The sequence below is a fragment of the Brachymonas moutaii (nom. illeg.) genome (assembly GCF_049977365.1).
Taxonomy (GTDB): Bacteria; Pseudomonadota; Gammaproteobacteria; order Burkholderiales; family Burkholderiaceae_C; genus Brachymonas.
This window is the reverse complement of record NZ_JBNGEN010000006.1, coordinates 18,037-36,770: the sequence shown is the minus strand read 5'-3', so window position 1 is coordinate 36,770 and position 18,734 is coordinate 18,037. Positions and strand designations below refer to the sequence as shown.

General features: G+C 67.0%; 17 protein-coding genes and 2 riboswitches. Of the genes, 8 read left to right on the top strand and 9 right to left on the bottom strand.

Features of this window, described 5'->3' with window-relative positions; all coding sequences use genetic code 11:
* Positions 1–13: 13 nt before the first annotated feature.
* The 4 genes from ACP2WS_RS08030 to ACP2WS_RS08015 all read right to left on the bottom strand — a co-directional run bounded on the left by ACP2WS_RS08030 (position 14) and on the right by ACP2WS_RS08015 (position 3,408).
* Positions 14–1,309 (bottom strand): solute carrier family 23 protein, encoded by a 1,296-nt coding sequence (locus ACP2WS_RS08030; protein WP_426460325.1) that lies wholly within the window; start codon positions 1,307–1,309, stop codon positions 14–16.
* Positions 1,310–1,428: 119 nt separating this feature from the next.
* On the bottom strand, positions 1,429–1,854 hold the full coding sequence (locus ACP2WS_RS08025) for a universal stress protein (protein WP_426460324.1): 426 nt from the start codon (positions 1,852–1,854) through the stop codon (positions 1,429–1,431).
* 167 nt (positions 1,855–2,021) lie between these two features.
* Entirely contained in the window at positions 2,022–2,534 is a 513-nt protein-coding gene (locus tag ACP2WS_RS08020) for a Fur family transcriptional regulator (RefSeq protein ID WP_426460323.1), read from the bottom strand.
* A gap of 88 nt (positions 2,535–2,622) precedes the next feature.
* The gene (locus ACP2WS_RS08015; RefSeq protein WP_426460322.1) at positions 2,623–3,408 is read right to left on the bottom strand and encodes a transporter; all 786 of its coding nucleotides are present in this window, start codon (positions 3,406–3,408) and stop codon (positions 2,623–2,625) included.
* Between the two features lie 192 nt (positions 3,409–3,600).
* On the opposite strand from ACP2WS_RS08015, the gene ACP2WS_RS08010 reads away from it, so the two are divergent.
* On the top strand, positions 3,601–4,485 hold the full coding sequence (locus ACP2WS_RS08010; protein ID WP_426460321.1) for a metal ABC transporter substrate-binding protein: 885 nt from the start codon (positions 3,601–3,603) through the stop codon (positions 4,483–4,485).
* Between the two features lie 157 nt (positions 4,486–4,642).
* Here ACP2WS_RS08010 and purH read toward each other — a convergent pair whose 3' ends face one another.
* The 3 genes from purH to dusB all read right to left on the bottom strand — a co-directional run bounded on the left by purH (position 4,643) and on the right by dusB (position 7,804).
* Positions 4,643–6,232 (bottom strand): bifunctional phosphoribosylaminoimidazolecarboxamide formyltransferase/IMP cyclohydrolase, encoded by a 1,590-nt coding sequence (gene purH / locus ACP2WS_RS08005; RefSeq protein ID WP_374493332.1) that lies wholly within the window; start codon positions 6,230–6,232, stop codon positions 4,643–4,645.
* Positions 6,233–6,452: 220 nt separating this feature from the next.
* Positions 6,453–6,704: a helix-turn-helix domain-containing protein gene (locus ACP2WS_RS08000; protein WP_374493334.1), complete on the bottom strand. Its 252-nt coding sequence runs from the start codon at positions 6,702–6,704 to the stop codon at positions 6,453–6,455.
* Positions 6,659–7,804 carry a tRNA dihydrouridine synthase DusB gene (gene dusB, locus ACP2WS_RS07995; protein ID WP_374493335.1) on the bottom strand — a complete coding sequence of 382 codons (1,146 nt, stop codon included), beginning with the start codon at positions 7,802–7,804 and terminating at the stop codon, positions 6,659–6,661. Before dusB ends, ACP2WS_RS08000 begins: the two co-directional genes overlap by 46 nt.
* 176 nt (positions 7,805–7,980) lie before the next feature.
* On the opposite strand from dusB, the gene ACP2WS_RS07990 reads away from it, so the two are divergent.
* On the top strand, positions 7,981–8,478 hold the full coding sequence (locus ACP2WS_RS07990) for a YqaA family protein (protein WP_426460320.1): 498 nt from the start codon (positions 7,981–7,983) through the stop codon (positions 8,476–8,478).
* Between the two features lie 196 nt (positions 8,479–8,674).
* Here the strand turns inward: ACP2WS_RS07990 and ACP2WS_RS07985 are convergent, their stop codons facing one another.
* Positions 8,675–8,890 (bottom strand): glycine zipper 2TM domain-containing protein, encoded by a 216-nt coding sequence (locus ACP2WS_RS07985; RefSeq protein ID WP_374493341.1) that lies wholly within the window; start codon positions 8,888–8,890, stop codon positions 8,675–8,677.
* A gap of 316 nt (positions 8,891–9,206) precedes the next feature.
* A riboswitch (glycine riboswitch) is annotated at positions 9,207–9,302 on the top strand.
* Between the two features lie 10 nt (positions 9,303–9,312).
* Positions 9,313–9,423, top strand: a riboswitch (glycine riboswitch).
* Between the two features lie 84 nt (positions 9,424–9,507).
* Here ACP2WS_RS07985 and gcvT point away from each other — a divergent pair.
* The 3 genes from gcvT (at position 9,508) to gcvP (ending at position 14,275) form a co-directional block, all read left to right on the top strand.
* Entirely contained in the window at positions 9,508–10,638 is a 1,131-nt protein-coding gene (gene gcvT / locus ACP2WS_RS07980; RefSeq protein ID WP_426460318.1) for a glycine cleavage system aminomethyltransferase GcvT, read from the top strand.
* Positions 10,639–10,822: 184 nt separating this feature from the next.
* Positions 10,823–11,194, top strand: a complete 372-nt coding sequence (gcvH, locus tag ACP2WS_RS07975) for a glycine cleavage system protein GcvH (RefSeq protein WP_426460317.1) — start codon at positions 10,823–10,825, stop codon at positions 11,192–11,194.
* A gap of 177 nt (positions 11,195–11,371) precedes the next feature.
* Positions 11,372–14,275, top strand: a complete 2,904-nt coding sequence (gene gcvP, locus ACP2WS_RS07970) for an aminomethyl-transferring glycine dehydrogenase (protein ID WP_426460316.1) — start codon at positions 11,372–11,374, stop codon at positions 14,273–14,275.
* A 200-nt stretch (positions 14,276–14,475) separates the two neighbouring features.
* Here gcvP and ACP2WS_RS07965 read toward each other — a convergent pair whose 3' ends face one another.
* Entirely contained in the window at positions 14,476–15,180 is a 705-nt protein-coding gene (locus ACP2WS_RS07965; protein WP_426460315.1) for a metallophosphoesterase, read from the bottom strand.
* Positions 15,181–15,802: 622 nt separating this feature from the next.
* Here ACP2WS_RS07965 and ACP2WS_RS07960 point away from each other — a divergent pair.
* From ACP2WS_RS07960 to ACP2WS_RS07950, 3 genes are all read left to right on the top strand, one after another.
* Positions 15,803–16,105 carry a ribonuclease domain-containing protein gene (locus ACP2WS_RS07960; RefSeq protein WP_374493368.1) on the top strand — a complete coding sequence of 101 codons (303 nt, stop codon included), beginning with the start codon at positions 15,803–15,805 and terminating at the stop codon, positions 16,103–16,105.
* 62 nt (positions 16,106–16,167) lie between these two features.
* Positions 16,168–16,572 (top strand): barstar family protein, encoded by a 405-nt coding sequence (locus tag ACP2WS_RS07955; protein ID WP_374493351.1) that lies wholly within the window; start codon positions 16,168–16,170, stop codon positions 16,570–16,572.
* Positions 16,573–17,135: 563 nt separating this feature from the next.
* On the top strand, positions 17,136–18,653 hold the full coding sequence (locus ACP2WS_RS07950) for an acetyl-CoA hydrolase/transferase family protein (RefSeq protein WP_374493353.1): 1,518 nt from the start codon (positions 17,136–17,138) through the stop codon (positions 18,651–18,653).
* Positions 18,654–18,734: the final 81 nt, after the last annotated feature.

The window sequence follows — 18,734 nt, the reverse complement described above, 5'->3', positions numbered from 1 at the left end:
GAGCGGGGATGCATCACTCCGCTGCGCGTCGCAGGCGCAGCATCTGGTGCAGCAGGATGGCGCCGAACGTGGCAGTGCCAATGCCGCCGAGCCGGAAGTTGCCGAACGCCAGTGTGAAGTCCCCGGTGCCCAGCACCAGCGTGATGGCTGCCACCATGAGGTTTCCGGTATCGCCAAAATCCACGTGGTTGCGCACCCAGATGTTGGCCCCCGACACGGCGATCAGGCCGAACACCACGATGCTCACACCCCCCATCACCGGCAGCGGAATGGCCTGGATCACCGCCCCGAACTTGGGGCTGAACCCGAGCACGATGGCAATGCAGGCTGCGGCCACGAACACGGCGGTGGAATAGATGCGGGTGGCAGCCATCACGCCGATGTTTTCGGCATAGGTGGTCACCCCGGGCCCGCCGGCGGCTCCGCTCACCATGGTGGCCAGACCATCGCCGATGAAGGCGCGCCCCATGTAGGCATCGAGCTTGCGGCCCGTCATGGCCGTGACGGCCTTGATGTGGCCCAGATTCTCGGCCACCAGAATGAACACCACCGGCACGATGAGCAGCATGGCGTCGCTGTGGAACACAGGGTGGGCAAAGGTCGGCGTGCCCAGCCAGGCGGCCCGCGCGATGCCGGAGAAATCCATCGGGGTGCCGAGGCCGAACCCGTTGGTGAGCAGCACATACACGGCCGTCGCCACCAGCAGCCCCAGCAGGATCAGCAGGCGCTGCAGCATGCCGCGCGTCATCACGGCCACCAGTGCCACACACAGGAAGGTGACGGCCTGCATCCAGCTGTCGAAGTTACCGTGGGCCATGTTCTTGACGGGAATGGAGGCGAGGTTGAGCCCGATCACGGCCACGACCGCGCCGGTGACCACCGGCGGCATCAGGGTCTCGATCCAGCGTGTGCCGATGGCCTGCACCACCGCCCCGATGAGGGCATACGCAAGTCCGCACGCGATGATGCCCCCGAGCGCTACCGCGATGCCCATGTTGGGGCCCTTGCCGGAATAGCCGGTGGCGGCGATCACCACGCCGATGAAGGCAAAGCTGCTGCCCAGATAGCTCGGCACGCGGCCGGCCGTGAGCACAAAGAAGATCAGCGTGCCGATTCCGCTCATCAGAATGGCGAGGTTGGGATCGAAGCCCATCAGGATGGGGGCCAGCACCGTGGAGCCGAACATGGCCACCACGTGCTGCATGCCCATCAGCCCGGTCTGGGGCCACGAGAGCCGTTCCTCCGGCCCGATCACGCCACCGTTGCGCAGCACCGCCGTGGTCTTTTCCGTCCATTGCACAAAGGACATCCGAATACTCCTGAACAAGCAAGCGAGCCCCTCTGCGTCCCTGCCCCACCCCGCTTGGCAGGGGGCTGGCGCAGGGCACGGAGGAGCTGCAGAACGAGGAAGAGGCGCCGCAGAAAGACTCAGCGCACCAGCAGCACGGGCACCGTGCACTCCGCCAGTACCTTGGTGGCGACCGAGCCCATGACCAGGCTGCCGAGCGCCCCGTAGCCGTGCGAGCCCATCACCACGAGGTGGAAGTCGCCTTCCTGGGCGACCTGCGCGATGATCGATCCGGGGGTGCCGACCTTGCCCACGACGCGTGGGTGGATGTCATGCATGGCCAGGAACTTGACCACCGGGTCCGTCACCTTGGCGGATTCCTCGGCGTAGTACTGCAGCAGGACTTCCTTGCTGATGGCGCTGGTGGCCCGGTTGGGCAGCTGGGGCACGACGGTCAGCAGAACATAGTCGTTGCGGTCGGACATGAACATCTCGCGGTTTTCCACGAGATAGGCCAGCATTTTCTTGGTGTAGGGGCTGCCGTCGACGGCGAGCAGGACTTTCATGGCAATCTCCTGTGAGACAACAGTCCCCGGACACGGGGCTGCCGGTGGAGGAGACAGGCGCACCATGCACCGCCCGGGCAAGCCAGACCATCGGCACCTCTGTCTCCGTCAGGAAGAATTGGACCACATTGCTCCTGCCGTGGCACAGGGCTCCCAGCGGGGAGAGGTCAGTGATTGCAGTCCCTGCACAGTCCGTGCACGGTGAGGGCGAGATCGTTGCCGGCCAGCCCCTCCTGCCGCAGCACGTTCTGGATGCGGGACAGAAGCGCGGGCAGCTCGGGCGTGTCGGGCAGGGCCGAAATCTGGTGGCACTTGTCACACTCGAACAGCCCAGCGCCCGCGAGCTCGGCCATGGCAAAACGCCACGTGCGGTCGCTGCCCTGGAGTTTGCGCAGCAGCCCTGCGTGCACGAAGCGGTCGAGCAGGCGGTAGAGCGTCACCTTGTTGGGAACGGTGACCGAATCATGTCCGCCACTGGCCTGCAGGGCCTGCATGAGATCGTCGTGGCTCAGCGGGACGCGTGCCTCGTGCACGATCTCTAGCACCCGCACGCCTGCCCGCGTGGCGCGCAGTCCGCGTTCGCGCAGTACGTGGGCCCACCCATGGTCATGCCCTGCATCCGGCACGGGCGCCAGGACGGGAGCGGAAGAACGGGAAGGAACGGAGGAAATCGCAGACATCACCCCCACTCTACACCAAGGCCCCGGGCGTCGCCACTGGCAGCGCGCTTGTGTGCAGGTCGGGGCCGTATCCGTTCCCGTGCGCTGCTTACCAGCGCATGGTCACGCCGGCGCCGAGGGTGCGCTCGATGGGGCCGCTCTGCAGACTCTGGCGGTAGCCCACATCGAGGTCCACGTTCTTGCCCCAGTGGTAGATGGCGCCGGCAAGGGCATAGGACAGCGTGGAGGGGCCGGTCGCATCCGGGTTGCGGCTCGCGCCGACGTCGGCAGCAAGGCTCCAGCGCTCGCTGGGGGCATAGAGCACGGCGGTAGAGGCGCTCCACAGGCCGGTGCGCAGGCCCTGATTGTTGTCGTAGTGGGTGGCGCCGGCATTGGTGAGCCAGGTCCAGGGGCCGTTCTGGTACTGGCCGATGAGGCTGAGCGCCTGGGTGCTGCGGCCGGTGCCGAGCCCCTTCGAGGCATTGCCGCTGGGCAGGGTGACGGCCGGCTTGAGGGCGAATGACCAGTTGCCGGCCTCGTGGAAGCGCCACTTGGCCTGGGCCGTGATGTCTCCCACGCCGCTGACCGCGTCGTCCCCATCCGTGCGGAGGTGCTGGTAGGGCAGGTTCATGGCCAGATCCAGGGTGTCGGTGATGCCGCGCGTCAGGGTGGCATTGACGGCCTGGGTGTGGGTGGAAGTTCCGTCCTCGTCGCGCACACGGGTCTGGTCGGTGTTGAGCTCGAACTGCCAGTGGCCGGTGCCCTGGGTGCCGGTGTCATCGGTGATGAGCGGATGGGCGGCCTGTGCGGGCAGCGAAGCGGCCAGCCCCGCCCCGCCAAGGGCGAGCGGAACCAGGAGTGCACGGGACAGCGAGCGGAGGGATGTCAGGGACATGGGGAGCCTTGCAGAGTCGGAAATGAAAAGACAAACGGTGCTATTATCGCAACTGTGTTGCAATTATAGACAGATCGGAAGGTGCTGCAGATGATAATGCAAACGATAACCGTTTTCATCTATTGCGCGATGAAACGCATCGGATGCAGGTCTGCGCGATTCCGGTCTTCGCTGTCACCGAGGAGAATGGACATGAAGAAAACGAGTTGGTTCAAGGGGCTGCTGGCAGCCTGTGGTCTGTGGGCGGCCGCCGCCTGGGCGGCGCCGATGCCGGTGGTGGCGAGCTTCAGCATTCTCGGCGATGTGGCGCGCGAGGTGGGGGGCAGCCGGGTGAGCGTGCAGACGCTCGTGGGTCCCGATCAGGACGGGCACGTCTACCAGATGAGCCCGGCCGACATCCGCAAGCTGCGCGCTGCCCGTCTCGGGCTCCTGAGCGGCCTGGGTTTCGAGGGCGCGGGGATGCAGCGGGCTTTTGCCTCCAGCCACATTCCGGTGGCCGTGGCCTCGCAGGGCATCACCCCGACGCGCATGACCGACGAGCACGGACATGCGGTGTTCGATCCGCACGTGTGGAACGATCCGGTGCTCATGCAGACCTATGCACGCAATGTGGCGGCTGCGCTCATGCGCACCGATCCGGCGGGCCGTGCCTACTATGCCCAGCGCCTCACGGCCTACGAGGGGCAGCTCAGGGCGCTCGACCAGTGGGTGCGCCAGCAGTTCGCGCCGATTCCGGTGGCCCAGCGCAAAGTGCTCACGGGGCATGATGCGTTCGGGTATTTCGCGCGCCGCTACCAGCTGCGCTTCATCGCGCCGCAGGGGGTGAGCACCGAGAGCGAGGCCTCCGCCCGCACGGTGGCGATGATCGTGCAGCAGGTGCGGCGCGAGCACATCAAGGCCGTGTTCGTCGAAAACATCAAGGACCCGCGTCTCGTGCAGCAGCTCGGCCGCGAGGCAGGTGTGCAGGTGCAGGGCGAGCTGTATTCCGACGCCCTGAGCCGCGCAGGCGGACCCGCCCCGACCTACCTGCAGCTGGTGCGCCACAACGTGCAGCTGCTGGCCCGCGCCATGCGGTAAGGGGTGTTCCCGGGGCAGCACTGTGCTGCCCGGGGTGTCCGGGCGGTGTGCCCATGCACAAAGCCGGCAGCTCCCGATGGGAACTGCCGGCTTTGTGCATGGGCCAGGGCCGCGGGGCCGGCCGGAAGGCACGGCCCTGCGGGACCGGTCAGGGAGATCAGTGGCGGAAGTGGCGCACGCCGCTGAACACCATGGCCACGCCGCGCTCGTTGGCGGCGTCGATCACTTCCTGGTCGCGCATGGAGCCGCCCGGCTGGATCACACAGGTGGCGCCGTGGTCGATCACCACGTCGAGCCCGTCGCGGAACGGGAAGAAGGCATCGCTCGCCACGGCCGTGCCGGCCAGGCTCAGGCCCGCAGCCTGGGCCTTGATGCTGGCGATGCGGGCCGAGTCGAGGCGGCTCATCTGGCCGGCGCCCACGCCCATGGTCATGCCGTCCTTGCAGAAGACGATGGCGTTGCTCTTGACGAACTTGGCCACCTTCCAGGCAAACAGCAGATCCTGGAGCTGCTGCTCGGTGGGCTGGAGCTGGGTGACGACCTTGAGGTCGGAGAGGTGGAGCTCGTGGCTGTCGGAGGTCTGTACCAGCAGGCCGCCGCCCACGCGCTTGTAGTCGTGGGCGTTGGCCGTGGCGGAGGTGCCGGCGGGCAGCGCAATGCGCAGCAGGCGCACATTGGTCTTGGGCTTGAAGACTTCCAGGGCTTCGGGCGTGAAGTCCGGAGCCATCAGCACTTCGACGAACTGCTTGACGATGTGCTCGGCTGCCGCGCGGTCGAGCGGGCGGTTGAGGGCGATGATGCCCCCGAAGGCGCTCGTGGGATCGGTCTGGAAGGCCTTGGCATAGGCGTCGGCGGCATCCTTGCCCATGGCCACGCCGCAGGGGTTGGCGTGCTTGACGATCACGCAGGCGGGCACGTCGAACTGCTTGACGCATTCCCAGGCGGCATCGGCATCGGCAATGTTGTTGTAGCTCAGCTCCTTGCCCTGCAGCTGCTCGGCCGTGACGATGGAGCCCACCGGCGGCTGCGGTTCGCGGTACAGCGCGGCATGCTGGTGGCTGTTTTCGCCGTAGCGCAGGTCCTGCACCTTGGCGAATTCGAGGTTGACCTGGCCGGGGAACTCGCCACGCACGGGCGTGCCCTCGATGCCGGCAGCGTCGAACGCAACCGAGGAGAGGTAGTTGCTGATTGCGCCGTCGTACTGGGCAATGCGGTTGAACGCAGCCACCGACAGTGCAAAGCGCGTGGCCAGGCTCACCTGGCCGGCGTCGCGCAGCTCGGCGATCACGCCTGCGTACTGGTTGGCGTCGGTCAGCACGGCCACGTCCTTCCAGTTCTTGGCGGCACTGCGCACCATGGCCGGGCCGCCGATGTCGATGTTCTCGATGGCGTCGGCCAGCGTGCAGCCCGTCTTGGCCACGGTGGCCTCGAACGGGTAGAGGTTCACCACCAGCAGGTCGATGGTGGGGATGTCGTGTGCGGCCAGCGCAGCCATGTGCTCGGGCAGGTCACGGCGGGCCAGCAGGCCGCCGTGGATCTTGGGATGCAGGGTCTTGACGCGGCCGTCGAGCATCTCGGGGAAGCCGGTGTGATCGGCCACCTCGGTCACGGGCAGGCCGCTGTCAGCGAGCAGACGGGCGGTGCCGCCGGTGGACAGCAGCTTGATGCCCAGAGCATGCAGCTCACGGGCGAGGTCGACGATGCCGGTCTTGTCGGACACGGACAGCAGGGCAGTCAGTTGGGTCATGTTTCAGGTTCCAGAAACGAATCAACGAAAAAAAATCAGACGGACAGAAAAAGGTGCCAGGAAAAAAAGGCCAGGGCGGAACGGATTCCCGCCCCCTCAGGCCGGCGGGGCCGCAGGATCGGGCACGTCCGGTGCGGGAGTGGGCTCCGGGGCCGGATCGGGGGCGGGGCCCGGCACGGGCAGCGGATGCGGGCGAACGGGAACTTGCGGCTCCATGGCGTCAATCCTTGTCGGTGGTAGGCAGGAGGCCGTGCTCGACGAGCTTCTTGCGCAGGGTGTTGCGGTTGAGGCCGAGCCATTGCGCGGCCCGGCTCTGGTTGTTGCGTGCCTGTTCCATCACCAGCTCCAGGAGCGGCTTCTCGACCACGCGCAGCAGCATGTCGTACATGTTGCTCGGTTCCTGCCCCTGCAGGTCATCCAGGTACGTCAGCAGGTTGCTGCGCACGCATTCTTCAAGACGTTCATGTCCCATGGGATTGCGGTTTCCTTTGTCGTATTTCTTGAATCGGGGCCGGCGGCAGCACGCGGCGTGGCGGGACGCCAGTTCTCCACGGTGCGTGCGGCATCGGCGGCTGGCGAGGGCCAGTGCAGGTGGTGTTCTCCCAGGGCATCGAGCCAGTCGTGCACGGCCTGCCACTGCGCCTCGGCGTCTTCCAGGGCATTCACCGTCTGCCGCAGGGCATCGCCTCCGGGCAGGCCAGCCACGTACCAGCCGATGTGCTTGCGGGCACTGCGCACGCCGGCCCAGTCGCCATGCAGCGCATAGTGATCGCGCAGGTGGTCGAGCAGTGCGGAGCCCACCTCGCGCACCGTGGGCGGCTCCCGCAGGGTGCCCGTGGCAAGGTAATGGTCGATGTCGCGGAAGATCCAGGGCTGGCCCATGGCCGCACGGCCGATCATCAGTGCATCGGCACCTGTGGCGCGCAGCACCGCAGCGGCCTTGCGGGGCGAGTCGATGTCGCCATTGGCCACCACCGGAATGCGCAGCGCCGACTTGATCGCGGCGATGGTGGCGTATTCGGCTTCGCCACCGTAGCCCTGCTCGCGGGTGCGGCCATGCACCGTCACGAGCGCCACCCCTGCCTCCTGCGCCAGTCGTGCGAGGCGGGGCGCATTGCGCTGGTCATGGCGCCAGCCCGTGCGCATCTTGAGCGTCACGGGCACGTCGTGCGGCGCGCAGGCTGCCACCACCGCCTCGATGAGGGAGAGCGCAAGCGCCTCATTCTGCATCAGGGCCGAGCCGGCCCACTTGTTGCACACCTTCTTGGCCGGGCAACCCATGTTGATGTCGATGATCTGGGCGCCCCGGTCGATGTTGTAGCGTGCGGCCTCGGCCATCTCTGCCGCATCCACGCCGGCGATCTGCACAGCCACCGGGCCTGGCTCGCCGTCATGGTCCGCACGGCGCGAAGTCTTGAGGCTGTGCCACAGCTCCTTGCGCGAGGTCACCATTTCGCTCACGGCATGCCCGGCGCCGAAGCGCCGGCACAGCTGGCGGAACGGTCGGTCCGTCACGCCCGCCATGGGGGCGACAAACAGCCGATTCGGCAGGGTGAACTGGGCGAGTTGCATGAACAGGAAAAGGCGGGGGAGAGCGACGCGCGCGAACGGCGCGAGCGGGGGAGAAAGGGGATCGATTGTACTGCTTGTTTTTTACGCAATCAAGCTGCGGCATACACCCGACTGACCGGCGCGGCACTCCGCTGCCGAGTCTGTCGGGACTGCCGTGCCCCGTATACTCCGGCGGCATGGACGCCTTCTTCACGTCGCTGCTGCACGCGCTCGCCATGCCCCAGTACGGTCTCAGCACCGTGTTTGTGGTGGCATTCGTTTCCGCCACCCTGCTGCCCATGGGATCGGAGCCTGCGGTCTATGGGCTGGTGGCACTCAATCCGCACCTGTTCTGGCCCGCCATCGGCGTCGCAACCCTGGGCAACACCCTGGGCGGCATGCTCACCTGGTGGATGGGCCTGGGTGCCAACGAGCTCGCCGAAAAAGCCCGGCATGGCCGGGTGCACCTGCGGGCACTCGCATGGATGCATCGACTGGGCCCCAAGGCCTGCTTTCTGGCCTGGCTCCCGGTCATCGGCGACCCCCTGTGCGCCGTGGCCGGCTGGCTGCGCATGCCGGGCTGGCCCTGCATGGGCTGGATGGCCCTCGGCAAGTTCGTGCGCTACGTGCTCATGACCAGCCTGCTCCTCTGGGGCCTCCCCCCCGAATGGGCTGCCCGCCTGCTTGCGGGCTGAGGAGATGAGGGAGGCCTGTTGACCTGTGGGTTGGGCACTGCCCCCGCCGACGGTGGATACCGATACGGATCCCTCTGCGGAGCCCAGTAGGGAAGCCACCACCAGCGACTGGGCGCATGAAAAAAGGCGAACCCGTGTGGATTCGCCTTGTGCGGTGCATCTGGGCACCGGCTGTGTGTGCGCAGCTGCTGTCGGCTTACTTGGCCACTTCGTGACCGATCAGGCCACCGACTGCGGCACCGCCGACGGTGTTGAGCAGGCTGCCGTCACCCAGGTTGGAACCCACCACGGCGCCAGCACCGGCACCGATCACGGCACCCTTGTCGGAGCGGCTCATGCCGTTCCACGTGGAACAACCGGTGGCCAGGGTAGACAGGCTGGCCACGGCCAGCAGGGCGATCCATTTTTTCATCATCGTTCTCCTTGGAAAAGGGATATAGACCTAGCAGGAACCTGCGACGCAGGCTCCTGACAGTCCTCCCGTATCGCAGACGCCTCCATGGTAAAAGTTCCGCGCCGGGGGCGCCGGCAGGATTGCTACAAATTGTGGGGTGGAGTGGCCTGTGCTGTCTGTCGTCAAGCCCCGGGGACGATCTTTCTGTGACATGCGTCGCACTCGTTCACAAATTCTGTGGGGGCATGGGCGGCCGATGGGGCCGCGACTGCGGCGGGCGCGCCACGGCCGCCTGCAGATTGCTGGCCGCCGCAGGGGCGCCTCCTCCTATAATCGGGCCCTGTCAGGAGAGCGTCCGGGAGCGTACATCGATCAGCCGGACCGCCGAAGGCGCACAGCAACGCTCAGGCACCAGGACTGGCAGCCATTCCCAGGCGGGAATGTTCTTCGCTGGAGAGCGCGCGTGGGGAGCGACACCCCACCGCCACCGAAGGAGCAAGCCGACCATCGTGCCGGCGAATCTCTCAGGTAAAGTGGACAGCGGGGTGAGCGGCTTGCCGCACGCCGTTGCATGGCGCAACGGATCGGCCGCCCCCTTCAACGACGGATTCCGCAGTCCCCACCGGAGATCTCCCATGTCTGCTCCCTCGACCGACCTGCTCCTCACCCCTCTCCATGCACTGCACCTCGAACTCGGTGCCCGCATGGTGCCCTTTGCCGGCTACTCCATGCCGGTGCAGTATCCCGCCGGCCTGCTGGCCGAGCACCAGCACACCCGCCAGGCGGCCAGTCTCTTCGATGTGTCTCACATGGGACAGCTGCGCCTTGTGGGGTCGGATGCAGCTGCCGCGTTCGAAACCCTCATGCCCGTCGATGTGGTCGGTCTGGCTCCGGGGCGCCAGCGCTATGGCCTTCTGCTCAACGATGCAGGCGGCATCATCGACGACCTGATGTTCGTCAACACGGGCGAGGATCTGTTCGTCATCGTCAACGGCGCCTGCAAGGCCGGTGACATCGCCCATATCCAGGACCGCATCGGCGCGCGCTGCACAGTGGTGCCCCTGCCCACCCAGGCCCTGCTTGCGCTGCAGGGGCCGCAGGCCGTCGCGGCCCTGTCGCGCCTGGTGCCCGGGGTTGAATCGCTGGTGTTCATGACGGGCGGTCGCTTCCGCTGGGGCGTGGTCGATCTGTTCGTCACCCGCAGCGGGTATACCGGCGAGGACGGATTCGAGATTTCCGTGCCCGGCGAACAGGCCGAGGCCTTTGCCCGTGCGCTGCTGGCCGAGCCCGAAGTGCGCCCCGCCGGTCTGGGCGCACGCAACAGCCTGCGCCTCGAAGCGGGCCTGTGCCTGTACGGCAACGATATCGACACCACCACCACGCCGGTGGAAGCTGCCCTGACCTGGGCCATCCAGAAGGTGCGTCGCACCGGTGGCGCGCGTGCAGGCGGGTTCCCCGGTGCCGGCATCGTGCTCGACCAGCTCGATGGCCGCATTCCGCCCGAGCGCGTGCGCGTGGGGCTGGTGGCGCGTGAGCGCGTGCCGGTGCGCGAGCCCGCCCCGCTGCAGGCGGCAGACGGCACCCCCATCGGCCATGTCACGAGCGGGCTGCTGAGCCCCAGCCTCAACCAGCCCGTTGCCATGGGATATGTACAGGCTGGCTCTGCCGCCATTGGCACCGAGGTGCTGGCCATCGTGCGTGGCAAGCCGGTGCCCATGGTGGTGGCTTCCATGCCCTTCGTGCCCACCCGGTACTACCGCGGCTGATGGCCGCAGGGGCGCCGGCTGGGCCAGCGCTCCGACTCTCCTGCCTCGTGTCCGCCCGGCGCATGGCGCGGCCGGCACAGGCAGGGAGGGGCTGCGAGCCCCGCTGCGGCTGCGGCCCCCTTGGAATCTTTTCTTTCCTTTCTTCTCTTCCTTTCTTCCTGTCCTCGTCTTGCGGAGACTACACATGACCATCAAATACACCCCCGACCACGAATGGATCAAGGTCGACGGCGATATCGCCACCGTCGGCATTACCCACCACGCGCAGGATGCGCTTGGCGACGTGGTGTTCGTCGAGCTGCCTGAAGTCGGCACGTCCTACGACCAGAAGGCCGTGGCTGGCGTGGTCGAGTCCGTCAAGGCTGCCGCCGATGTCTACATACCGGTGTCCGGCGAGATCACCGAGGTCAACGAGGCCCTGCGTGACGACCCCTCCCTGGCCAACAGCGACCCCATGGAAGCCGGCTGGTTCTTCAAGGTGCGCCTTGCCGATCCGTCCCAGCTCGACGCCCTGCTCGACGCCACCGCCTACACCCGCCTCGCAGACGCTGCCTGAGGCAGCTCCCGGGCCCTTCGCCGGCATCCTGCGCGGGTGCCGGCTGGCTGTGCCCTGCCGTGAGGTGCCGCTCCTTCCGCCGCTGCGGGAGGGCCTGCGGCTGCACGGCCGTTTCTTCCTGACGTCCCCGCCTGGTGCCGGGGCGCTCTCTGCCCCTTCCCTTTCTCCGGTGCGCACATGACCTCCCCCACGCTTGCCGCTCTTGAAAATCCCTCCGAATTCGTCGCCCGCCACATCGGCCTGAGCGCCACCGACGAGTCCCACATGCTCTCCGCCGTGGGTGTGGCCAGCCGTGCCGCGCTGATGGACGCCATCGTGCCGGCGACCATCCGCCGTGCCGCCCCCATGGATCTGCCGCCTGCCACGACCGAGGCCGCCGCCCTGGCCGAGCTCAAGACCATCGCAGCCCGCAACCAGGTTCTCCGCAGCTTCATCGGACAGGGCTACTACGGCACCTTCCTGCCTGGCGTGATCCTGCGCAACATTCTGGAAAATCCCGCCTGGTACACCGCCTACACGCCCTATCAGGCCGAAATCAGCCAGGGCCGCATGGAAGCGCTGGTCAACTTCCAGACCATGATCAGCGATCTCACCGCCATGCCGATCGCCAACGCCTCCATGCTCGACGAGGCCACCGCCGCCGCCGAGGCCATGACCCTGGCGCGCCGCTCCGTCAAGGCCAAGGGGCAGGTGCTGCTGGTGTCGGCCGACTGCCATCCCCAGACCATCGAGGTGCTGCAGACCCGCGCTGCGCCGCTGGGCCTCACCCTGCGCCTTCTGCGCAGCCAGGAGGAATGGTGGCAGGCCCTGGCCGGGGACGATTATTTCGCAGCCCTGCAGCAGTACCCCTCCAGCACCGGCTGGCTGGCCGACTGGAGCGCCTCGGCCGAGGCTATCCATGCCAAGGGCGCAGCGTTCATCCTCGCGGCCGACCTGCTGGCCCTTGCCGTGCTCAAGGCGCCGGGCGAGATGGGAGCCGACATCGTCGTGGGCACCACCCAGCGCTTCGGCATGCCCATGGGTGCCGGTGGCCCCCACGCAGGCTATCTGGCCTGCCGGGATGCCTACAAGCGCTCCATGCCGGGCCGTCTGGTCGGCGTGAGCAAGGACGTGCACGGCAATCCCGCCTACCGGCTGGCCCTGCAGACCCGCGAGCAGCACATCCGCCGCGAAAAGGCCACCAGCAACATCTGCACGGCGCAGGTGCTGCCTGCCGTCATTGCCAGCATGTACGCGGTCTACCACGGCCCCGACGGCCTGCGCCGCATCGCCAGCCGCGTGGCTCGCTACACCGCCATCCTCAAGGCCGGCCTGGTGAGCCTGGGCTGGACCGCTTACCACCACGACAGCGCCTTCGACACCCTCTGCCTGCGCGTGGGCGCTGCCGAGGCCGACCGCCTGCAGGCGCGTGCCGTGACCCTGGGCGCCAACCTGCGCCGCGTGGCCGCCGATCTGGTCGCCGTGTCGCTCGACGAAACCACCACCCGTGACGACCTCGCCCTGCTGTGGCGCATCTTCGGGCAGGACGGTGCCGCCCTGCCGGACATCGACGCCCTCGACGCCAGCGCCCCGGCCCTCGTGCCCGAAGACCTCCTGCGCACCAGCGGCTACCTGGCGCATCCGGTATTCCACCGCTACCACTCCGAGACCGGCATGCTGCGCTACCTGCGCATGCTCTCCGACAAGGACCTGGCGCTCGACCGCAGCATGATCCCGCTCGGCTCCTGCACCATGAAGCTCAACGCCACCAGCGAGATGATTCCCATCACCTGGCCCGAGTTCGCCAACCTTCACCCCTACGCCCCGGCCGACCAGCTGGCAGGCTATGCCGAGCTCAATGACCAGCTCTGCACCTGGCTGGCCCAGACCACCGGCTATGCCGCCGTGAGCCTGCAGCCCAACGCCGGTTCGCAGGGCGAGTACGCCGGACTGCTGGCCATCCGTGGCTACCACGCCGCGCGTGGCGATGCACACCGCACCATCTGCCTCATTCCCAGCAGTGCCCACGGCACCAACCCCGCCAGCGCACACATGGCCGGGCTCGACGTGGTGGTGGTCGCGTGCGACGCCCAGGGCAACGTGGACATGGCCGACCTGGCCGCCAAGTGCGCCGAGTACGCCGACCGCCTTGCGTGCGTCATGATCACCTACCCCAGCACCCACGGCGTGTTCGAGACCCAGGTCAAGGAGCTGTGCGAGCTGGTGCACCGCCACGGTGGCCGCGTCTATGTCGACGGCGCCAACATGAACGCACTCGTCGGCGTGGCCGCTCCCGGCGAATTCGGCGGCGATGTGAGCCATCTCAACCTGCACAAGACCTTCTGCATCCCCCACGGCGGTGGCGGTCCCGGCGTGGGTCCCGTGTGCTGCGTGGCCGATCTGGCTCCCTACCTGCCCGGCCATCGCACCGGCGGCGTACCCAGCCAGGGCGGTGCCGTGAGTGCCGCTCCCTACGGCAACGCCTCCGTGTTGCCCATCTCCTGGATGTACATCCGCATGATGGGCGCCGACGGCCTGCGCCATGCCACCGAGGCCGCCATCCTGAGTGCCAACTACATCAGCACCCGCCTGGCCGACGCCTACCCCACGCTGTACGCCAGCGCCAGCGGCCATGTGGCACACGAGTGCATCCTGGACCTGCGCGCGCTCAAGGACACCAGCGGCGTCATGGCCGAAGACGTGGCCAAGCGGCTCATGGACTACGGTTTCCATGCCCCCACACTGTCCTTCCCGGTGCCCAACACCCTCATGGTCGAGCCCACCGAGAGCGAAACCCGCGAGGAGCTGGACCGCTTCATCGACGCCATGCTCGCCATCCGTGACGAAATCCGCCGCGTCGAACAGGGCGAATGGCCGCAGGACGACAACCCGCTCAAGCACTCCCCGCACACCGCCGACAGCCTCCTGGCCGGAGACTGGCCCCATGCCTACCCGCGCGACATCGCGGCGGCACGCCACACCGGCAGCGTCGGCGCCCAGGCCAAGTACTGGCCGCCCGTGGGACGCATCGACAACGTCTACGGCGACCGCCACCTGTTCTGCAGCTGCGTGCCCGTGAGTGCCTACGCCGACGGCCTTTGAGCCGCTACAGTCCCTCCGGCAGCGTGATCGCTGGCCGGCGTCCATCGTGGGCGTCGGGCAGTCACCGGCTGCTGGATCTGCAGGGCCCCTGCCCTTCCGGAACCTTCCGGGAGTCAGGGGCCCTGTCTCGTCTGGTGTTGATCCGTCTCGGGTCGTCCCGGGACAGGGGCTGTCCTTGGTCCTGCTCACACCCCCGCTTCTTATTTCAGGGACGGTGCATCCGGCTCCTTCACCGTCTCCAGCGTGTGCAGGTTCAGCAGCGTGAAATGCCCCTGCCCCGGCATCCAGCCCCCCGTGTCCAGATAGTGGCGGTTGCCCAGCCGGCGGGCCTCGGCAATGGTGGTGTGGCCGTGCGCCACGGCCCGCACATGGGCAATCACGGCCGGGTCCTGCGCCCGGTAGCGCGTGCGCGCCCACAGACAGGTGTGCCACTGCTCGGGCGAGAGGCGGCCCTCGCGCACATCGTCCCAGTCATCCGTCGGGCACTGGGCATGCAGCAGCCCCACCGGCCCGTCGGGCGTTTCCACCTCGGCTGCCAGCGGCAGCGCGCGCAGCCGCTGGCCAATGAGCCGGCGCTCGCCCGCCGGCAGCCGCGCGAACCAGCCTCCGCCATGCTCGCGGTGATCCACATAGGGGTAGGGATCACCCGCCGCATCGCGCCAGACCATGAAATCGTGGTTGCCGCTCACCGCATGGAACCACGGCTTGTCCAGCCACTCCAGCACCCGTGCCGAATCCGGCCCGCGGTTGACCAGATCGCCGAGCGAAAACAGCCGGTCGCGTGCCGGATCGAATCCCACCCGCTCCAGCATCGCGGCCAGCGCCGTGAAGGAGCCGTGAATATCCCCCACCGCGTAATCCGTGCCCCGGAGATTGCGGCCATGCCGCACGAAAAAGGAAGCCATGTGCATAGTATGTGCCCACCCTCCGCCTTCCATCCACCCCCGGCCCTTGCCGGACACCCAGCAGACCGGCCGCCGGCCCTGTCTCCCGTCGTTCCATGCTGCAGATCGGGTCGCCATGATGCGGCGCAATAGCACATCCCCCTGCCCCCTGCAAGCTTTTGCCGTAACCCATGCACAGGCCCCCACAATGCAGCGAAAGTATTGATCTTTCGAGACGTTTGGGGCAAACTTGCGCCCCGAAACACCTGCCCCGCCCCGCCTTTTCACGGGCCGGATGCGGGCCTTCCAAAAGAACAATCCGCAGATGCCGCCATGGTCATCTGCACAGGTTTTGCGTTACTCCCTGCCCATGGCTCCCACCGCCCCGAAGACTGCCGAACTGCCCACAGGCTGCCGCGCGCCGCGCCAGGCTCCGGGCAGCAGCAGAACGCAGCAGGGACGCTTCCGGGCCTCCCTTGCCCTCGTGCTCCCGTTCCTCGCGGCCCTGTCCGTGCTGTGGGCGGGCTGCTCTCCACGCGAGCAGCAGGCGCCCTCCTCTCCCGTTCCCTCTTCTGTGGCGCACGCCACCGCGCCTGCCGCTGCTGCATCGCGCGGCCGCTGGGCTGCACCCGCAGCGCGTGCGCTGCTGCCCTCCGGTGGCTCCACCATCGCCCTGGCCCAGCTGCCGCCGCGCGGCCAGCAGGTCTATGCCGCCATCCTTGGCGGAGGCCCCTACGCCTTCGACAAGGACGGCGTCATCTTTGCCAACCGCGAACGCATTCTGCCCGCCCACCCGCGTGGCTATTACCGCGAATACACCGTGGCCGAACCCGATGCCCGCAACCGGGGCCCGCGCCGCATCGTGTGCGGTGGCCCCAGACAGCAGCCGGACGCGTGCTACTACAGCGCCGACCACTACGCGAGTTTCCAGAAGATAGAGCCATAACGTAACCAAGGGGGCGGCCTCTTACCCGGTCGCCCGAAATCACCGTGAATCCAGAAGCAACCATGCACGACAACCTCCTGGGCAATGTGCGCAGCAACATCGTCCAGTCCATCCGGGCATTCCGGGTGCCCGACCTGCAGGCCACCGCAGCCCGCCTGGGTCAGCACTTCCTGTACGCCAACCTCGGAGAGGCCCACACCAAGCAGGACGTGCTCGACCTGCTCGGCGAACAGTTCAACCTGCCTGCCCACTACGGCAAGAACTTCGACGCCCTCTACGATTGCATCACCGACCCCCTGCACAAGTCTGGCCCCCAGCCCGGCTTCATCGTGGTGCTCGAACAGATCCCCACCAACGCCAAGTTCGACAAGGAAAGCCGCGAGCAGCTGCTCGACATCTTCCGTGATGCCGCCGACTACTGGTCGGACCGCAAGGTCCCCTTCAGGTGCTTCTATTCTTTTCAGTAGCCCGTTCTGCACACGCTGGCCAAGCAGAACGGGCGCACCTGGCCCACGCCGAACATGAAGAAGCTGCCGAAGTCGAGGCAGCAGAATCCGAGGAAAAGATGCCCACCGACAAGATCGTGGACGTCACCCCCATGGCGCTGCGCATGAGCAGCCCCTTCAACGCGCAGTACTGGCTCTCCGCCGTCGATGGCGACACGGTGGCCGCTGCCTGAGCAAGCCCTGCGCTTCTCCCGGGGCGGCCCGGTTCACCTCCTCCGCCCCACCCCTCTCAACCGCCGCTTGCCGGCGGTTTTTTCTTGCGTGCTGCAGTGCAAGATAAGCGCAGATGCTGCATTGCAGCATAAAAATGCCGCCAGATGAGGGGTAATTCCGCATGGAATTTGCGTCCAGTTGCGTTCAATCTGTAAGCAGAGGGTAGGATTGCCTGCCTAGAATTTTCTGGCTTTGAGGGTTTCCACGAAGAGGGAAACCCCTAGGAGATTCAAGCACCGCACCGGCTGGCCAGCCTTGCAATCCTTCCTGATTTTGGTCGCCGGCTCTCTCTCGCAACCGAGTTCCATGCCATGACAGCTTCCTCGCGCGTCCTGCACCCTGCGTTCCGTCAAAAAATCATGTCCGCCGAAGCGGCAGCCGCCCACATCATGCCCGGAGACAACGTCGGCATGAGCGGCTTCACCGGCTCCGGTGCGCCCAAGCTTGTTCCGCTGGAACTCGCCCGCCGCATCGAAGGCGCCCACGCACGCGGCGAACCCTTCCGCATCAGCGTCTGGACCGGGGCCTCCACTGCCCCCGAACTCGACGGCGCCCTCGCCAAGGTCAACGGCATCGAGATGCGGCTGCCCTACCAGTCCGACCCCATCTGCCGCCACAAGATCAACGAAGGCACCATGCAGTACGCCGACATCCACCTGTCGCACGTTGCGCAGTATGTGTGGTTCGGCTTCTACGGCAAGCTCAACGTCGCCGTGGTCGAAGTGGCCGCCGTGCTGGAAGACGGCTCCCTCGTGCCCTCCACCTCCATCGGCAACAACAAAACCTGGCTCGACCAGGCCGACAAGGTCATCCTCGAAGTCAACAGCCACCAGAGCCTCGCGCTCCAGGGCATGCACGACATCTACTACGGCACGCAGGTTCCGCCCAACCGCCAGCCCATCATGATGACGCGCGCCAGCGACCGCATCGGCGATGCCTATCTGCGCGTCGATCCTGCCAAGGTCGTGGCCGTGGTCGAAACCGATGCCAGCGACCGCAACACCGCCTTCTCCGAGCCCGATGCCGACTCCGAGCGCATCGCCGAGCACCTGCTCGACTTCTTCCAGCACGAAGTCAAGGTCGGCCGCCTGCCCCCCAGCCTGCTGCCGCTGCAGTCCGGCGTGGGCAACATCGCCAACGCCGTGCTCGCCGGGCTCAACAAGGGCCCCTTCAACAACATGACCTCCTACACCGAGGTGCTGCAGGACGGCATGCTCGACATGATCGTCAGCGGCAAGCTCGCCTTTGCCTCGGCCACCGCCGTGAGCCTGAGCGGGCCCAAGTTCCAGTACTTCAAGGAACACCTCGAAGAACTGCGCAGCAAGATCATGCTGCGCCCGCAGGAAATCAGCAACCACCCCGAAATCATCCGTCGCCTCGGCGTGCTCGCCATGAACGGCATGATCGAGGCCGACATCTACGGCAACGTCAACTCCACCCACGTCATGGGCACCCGCATCATGAACGGCATCGGCGGCTCCGGCGACTTTGCCCGCAACGCCTACATCTCCGCGTTCATGACTCCCTCCACCGCCAAGGGTGGCACCATCTCCTGCATCGTCCCCATGGTCAGCCACGTGGACCACACCGAGCACGACGTGCAGGTGCTCGTCACCGAACAGGGCCTTGCCGACCTGCGCGGCCTCGCCCCCAAGGCGCGCGCCCGCCTCATCATCGACAAGTGCGCCCACCCCAGCTACCGCGACCAGATCAGCGACTACTACGAACGTGCGCTCCGTGATTCCCACGGCAAGCACACCCCCCACCTCCTGCCCGAGGCCCTCTCGTGGCACCAGCGTTTCGAGGAGACAGGCACCATGCATGCCTAACTACACCACAAGGGGCACAGCCCCCATTGCATGATTCACACCCGCATGGCGACCTGGTTGCTGTGCGGGTTTTTTGTGGCT

Coding starts and splice junctions, on each gene's coding strand:
- ACP2WS_RS08030 (WP_426460325.1), bottom strand. CDS start 1,309: ATGTCCTTTGTGCAATGGACGGAAAAGACCACGGCGGTGCTGCGCAAC.
- ACP2WS_RS08025 (WP_426460324.1), bottom strand. CDS start 1,854: ATGAAAGTCCTGCTCGCCGTCGACGGCAGCCCCTACACCAAGAAAATG.
- ACP2WS_RS08020 (WP_426460323.1), bottom strand. CDS start 2,534: ATGTCTGCGATTTCCTCCGTTCCTTCCCGTTCTTCCGCTCCCGTCCTG.
- ACP2WS_RS08015 (WP_426460322.1), bottom strand. CDS start 3,408: ATGTCCCTGACATCCCTCCGCTCGCTGTCCCGTGCACTCCTGGTTCCG.
- ACP2WS_RS08010 (WP_426460321.1), top strand. CDS start 3,601: ATGAAGAAAACGAGTTGGTTCAAGGGGCTGCTGGCAGCCTGTGGTCTG.
- purH (WP_374493332.1), bottom strand. CDS start 6,232: ATGACCCAACTGACTGCCCTGCTGTCCGTGTCCGACAAGACCGGCATC.
- ACP2WS_RS08000 (WP_374493334.1), bottom strand. CDS start 6,704: ATGGGACATGAACGTCTTGAAGAATGCGTGCGCAGCAACCTGCTGACG.
- dusB (WP_374493335.1), bottom strand. CDS start 7,804: ATGCAACTCGCCCAGTTCACCCTGCCGAATCGGCTGTTTGTCGCCCCC.
- ACP2WS_RS07990 (WP_426460320.1), top strand. CDS start 7,981: ATGGACGCCTTCTTCACGTCGCTGCTGCACGCGCTCGCCATGCCCCAG.
- ACP2WS_RS07985 (WP_374493341.1), bottom strand. CDS start 8,890: ATGAAAAAATGGATCGCCCTGCTGGCCGTGGCCAGCCTGTCTACCCTG.
- gcvT (WP_426460318.1), top strand. CDS start 9,508: ATGTCTGCTCCCTCGACCGACCTGCTCCTCACCCCTCTCCATGCACTG.
- gcvH (WP_426460317.1), top strand. CDS start 10,823: ATGACCATCAAATACACCCCCGACCACGAATGGATCAAGGTCGACGGC.
- gcvP (WP_426460316.1), top strand. CDS start 11,372: ATGACCTCCCCCACGCTTGCCGCTCTTGAAAATCCCTCCGAATTCGTC.
- ACP2WS_RS07965 (WP_426460315.1), bottom strand. CDS start 15,180: ATGGCTTCCTTTTTCGTGCGGCATGGCCGCAATCTCCGGGGCACGGAT.
- ACP2WS_RS07955 (WP_374493351.1), top strand. CDS start 16,168: ATGCACGACAACCTCCTGGGCAATGTGCGCAGCAACATCGTCCAGTCC.
- ACP2WS_RS07950 (WP_374493353.1), top strand. CDS start 17,136: ATGACAGCTTCCTCGCGCGTCCTGCACCCTGCGTTCCGTCAAAAAATC.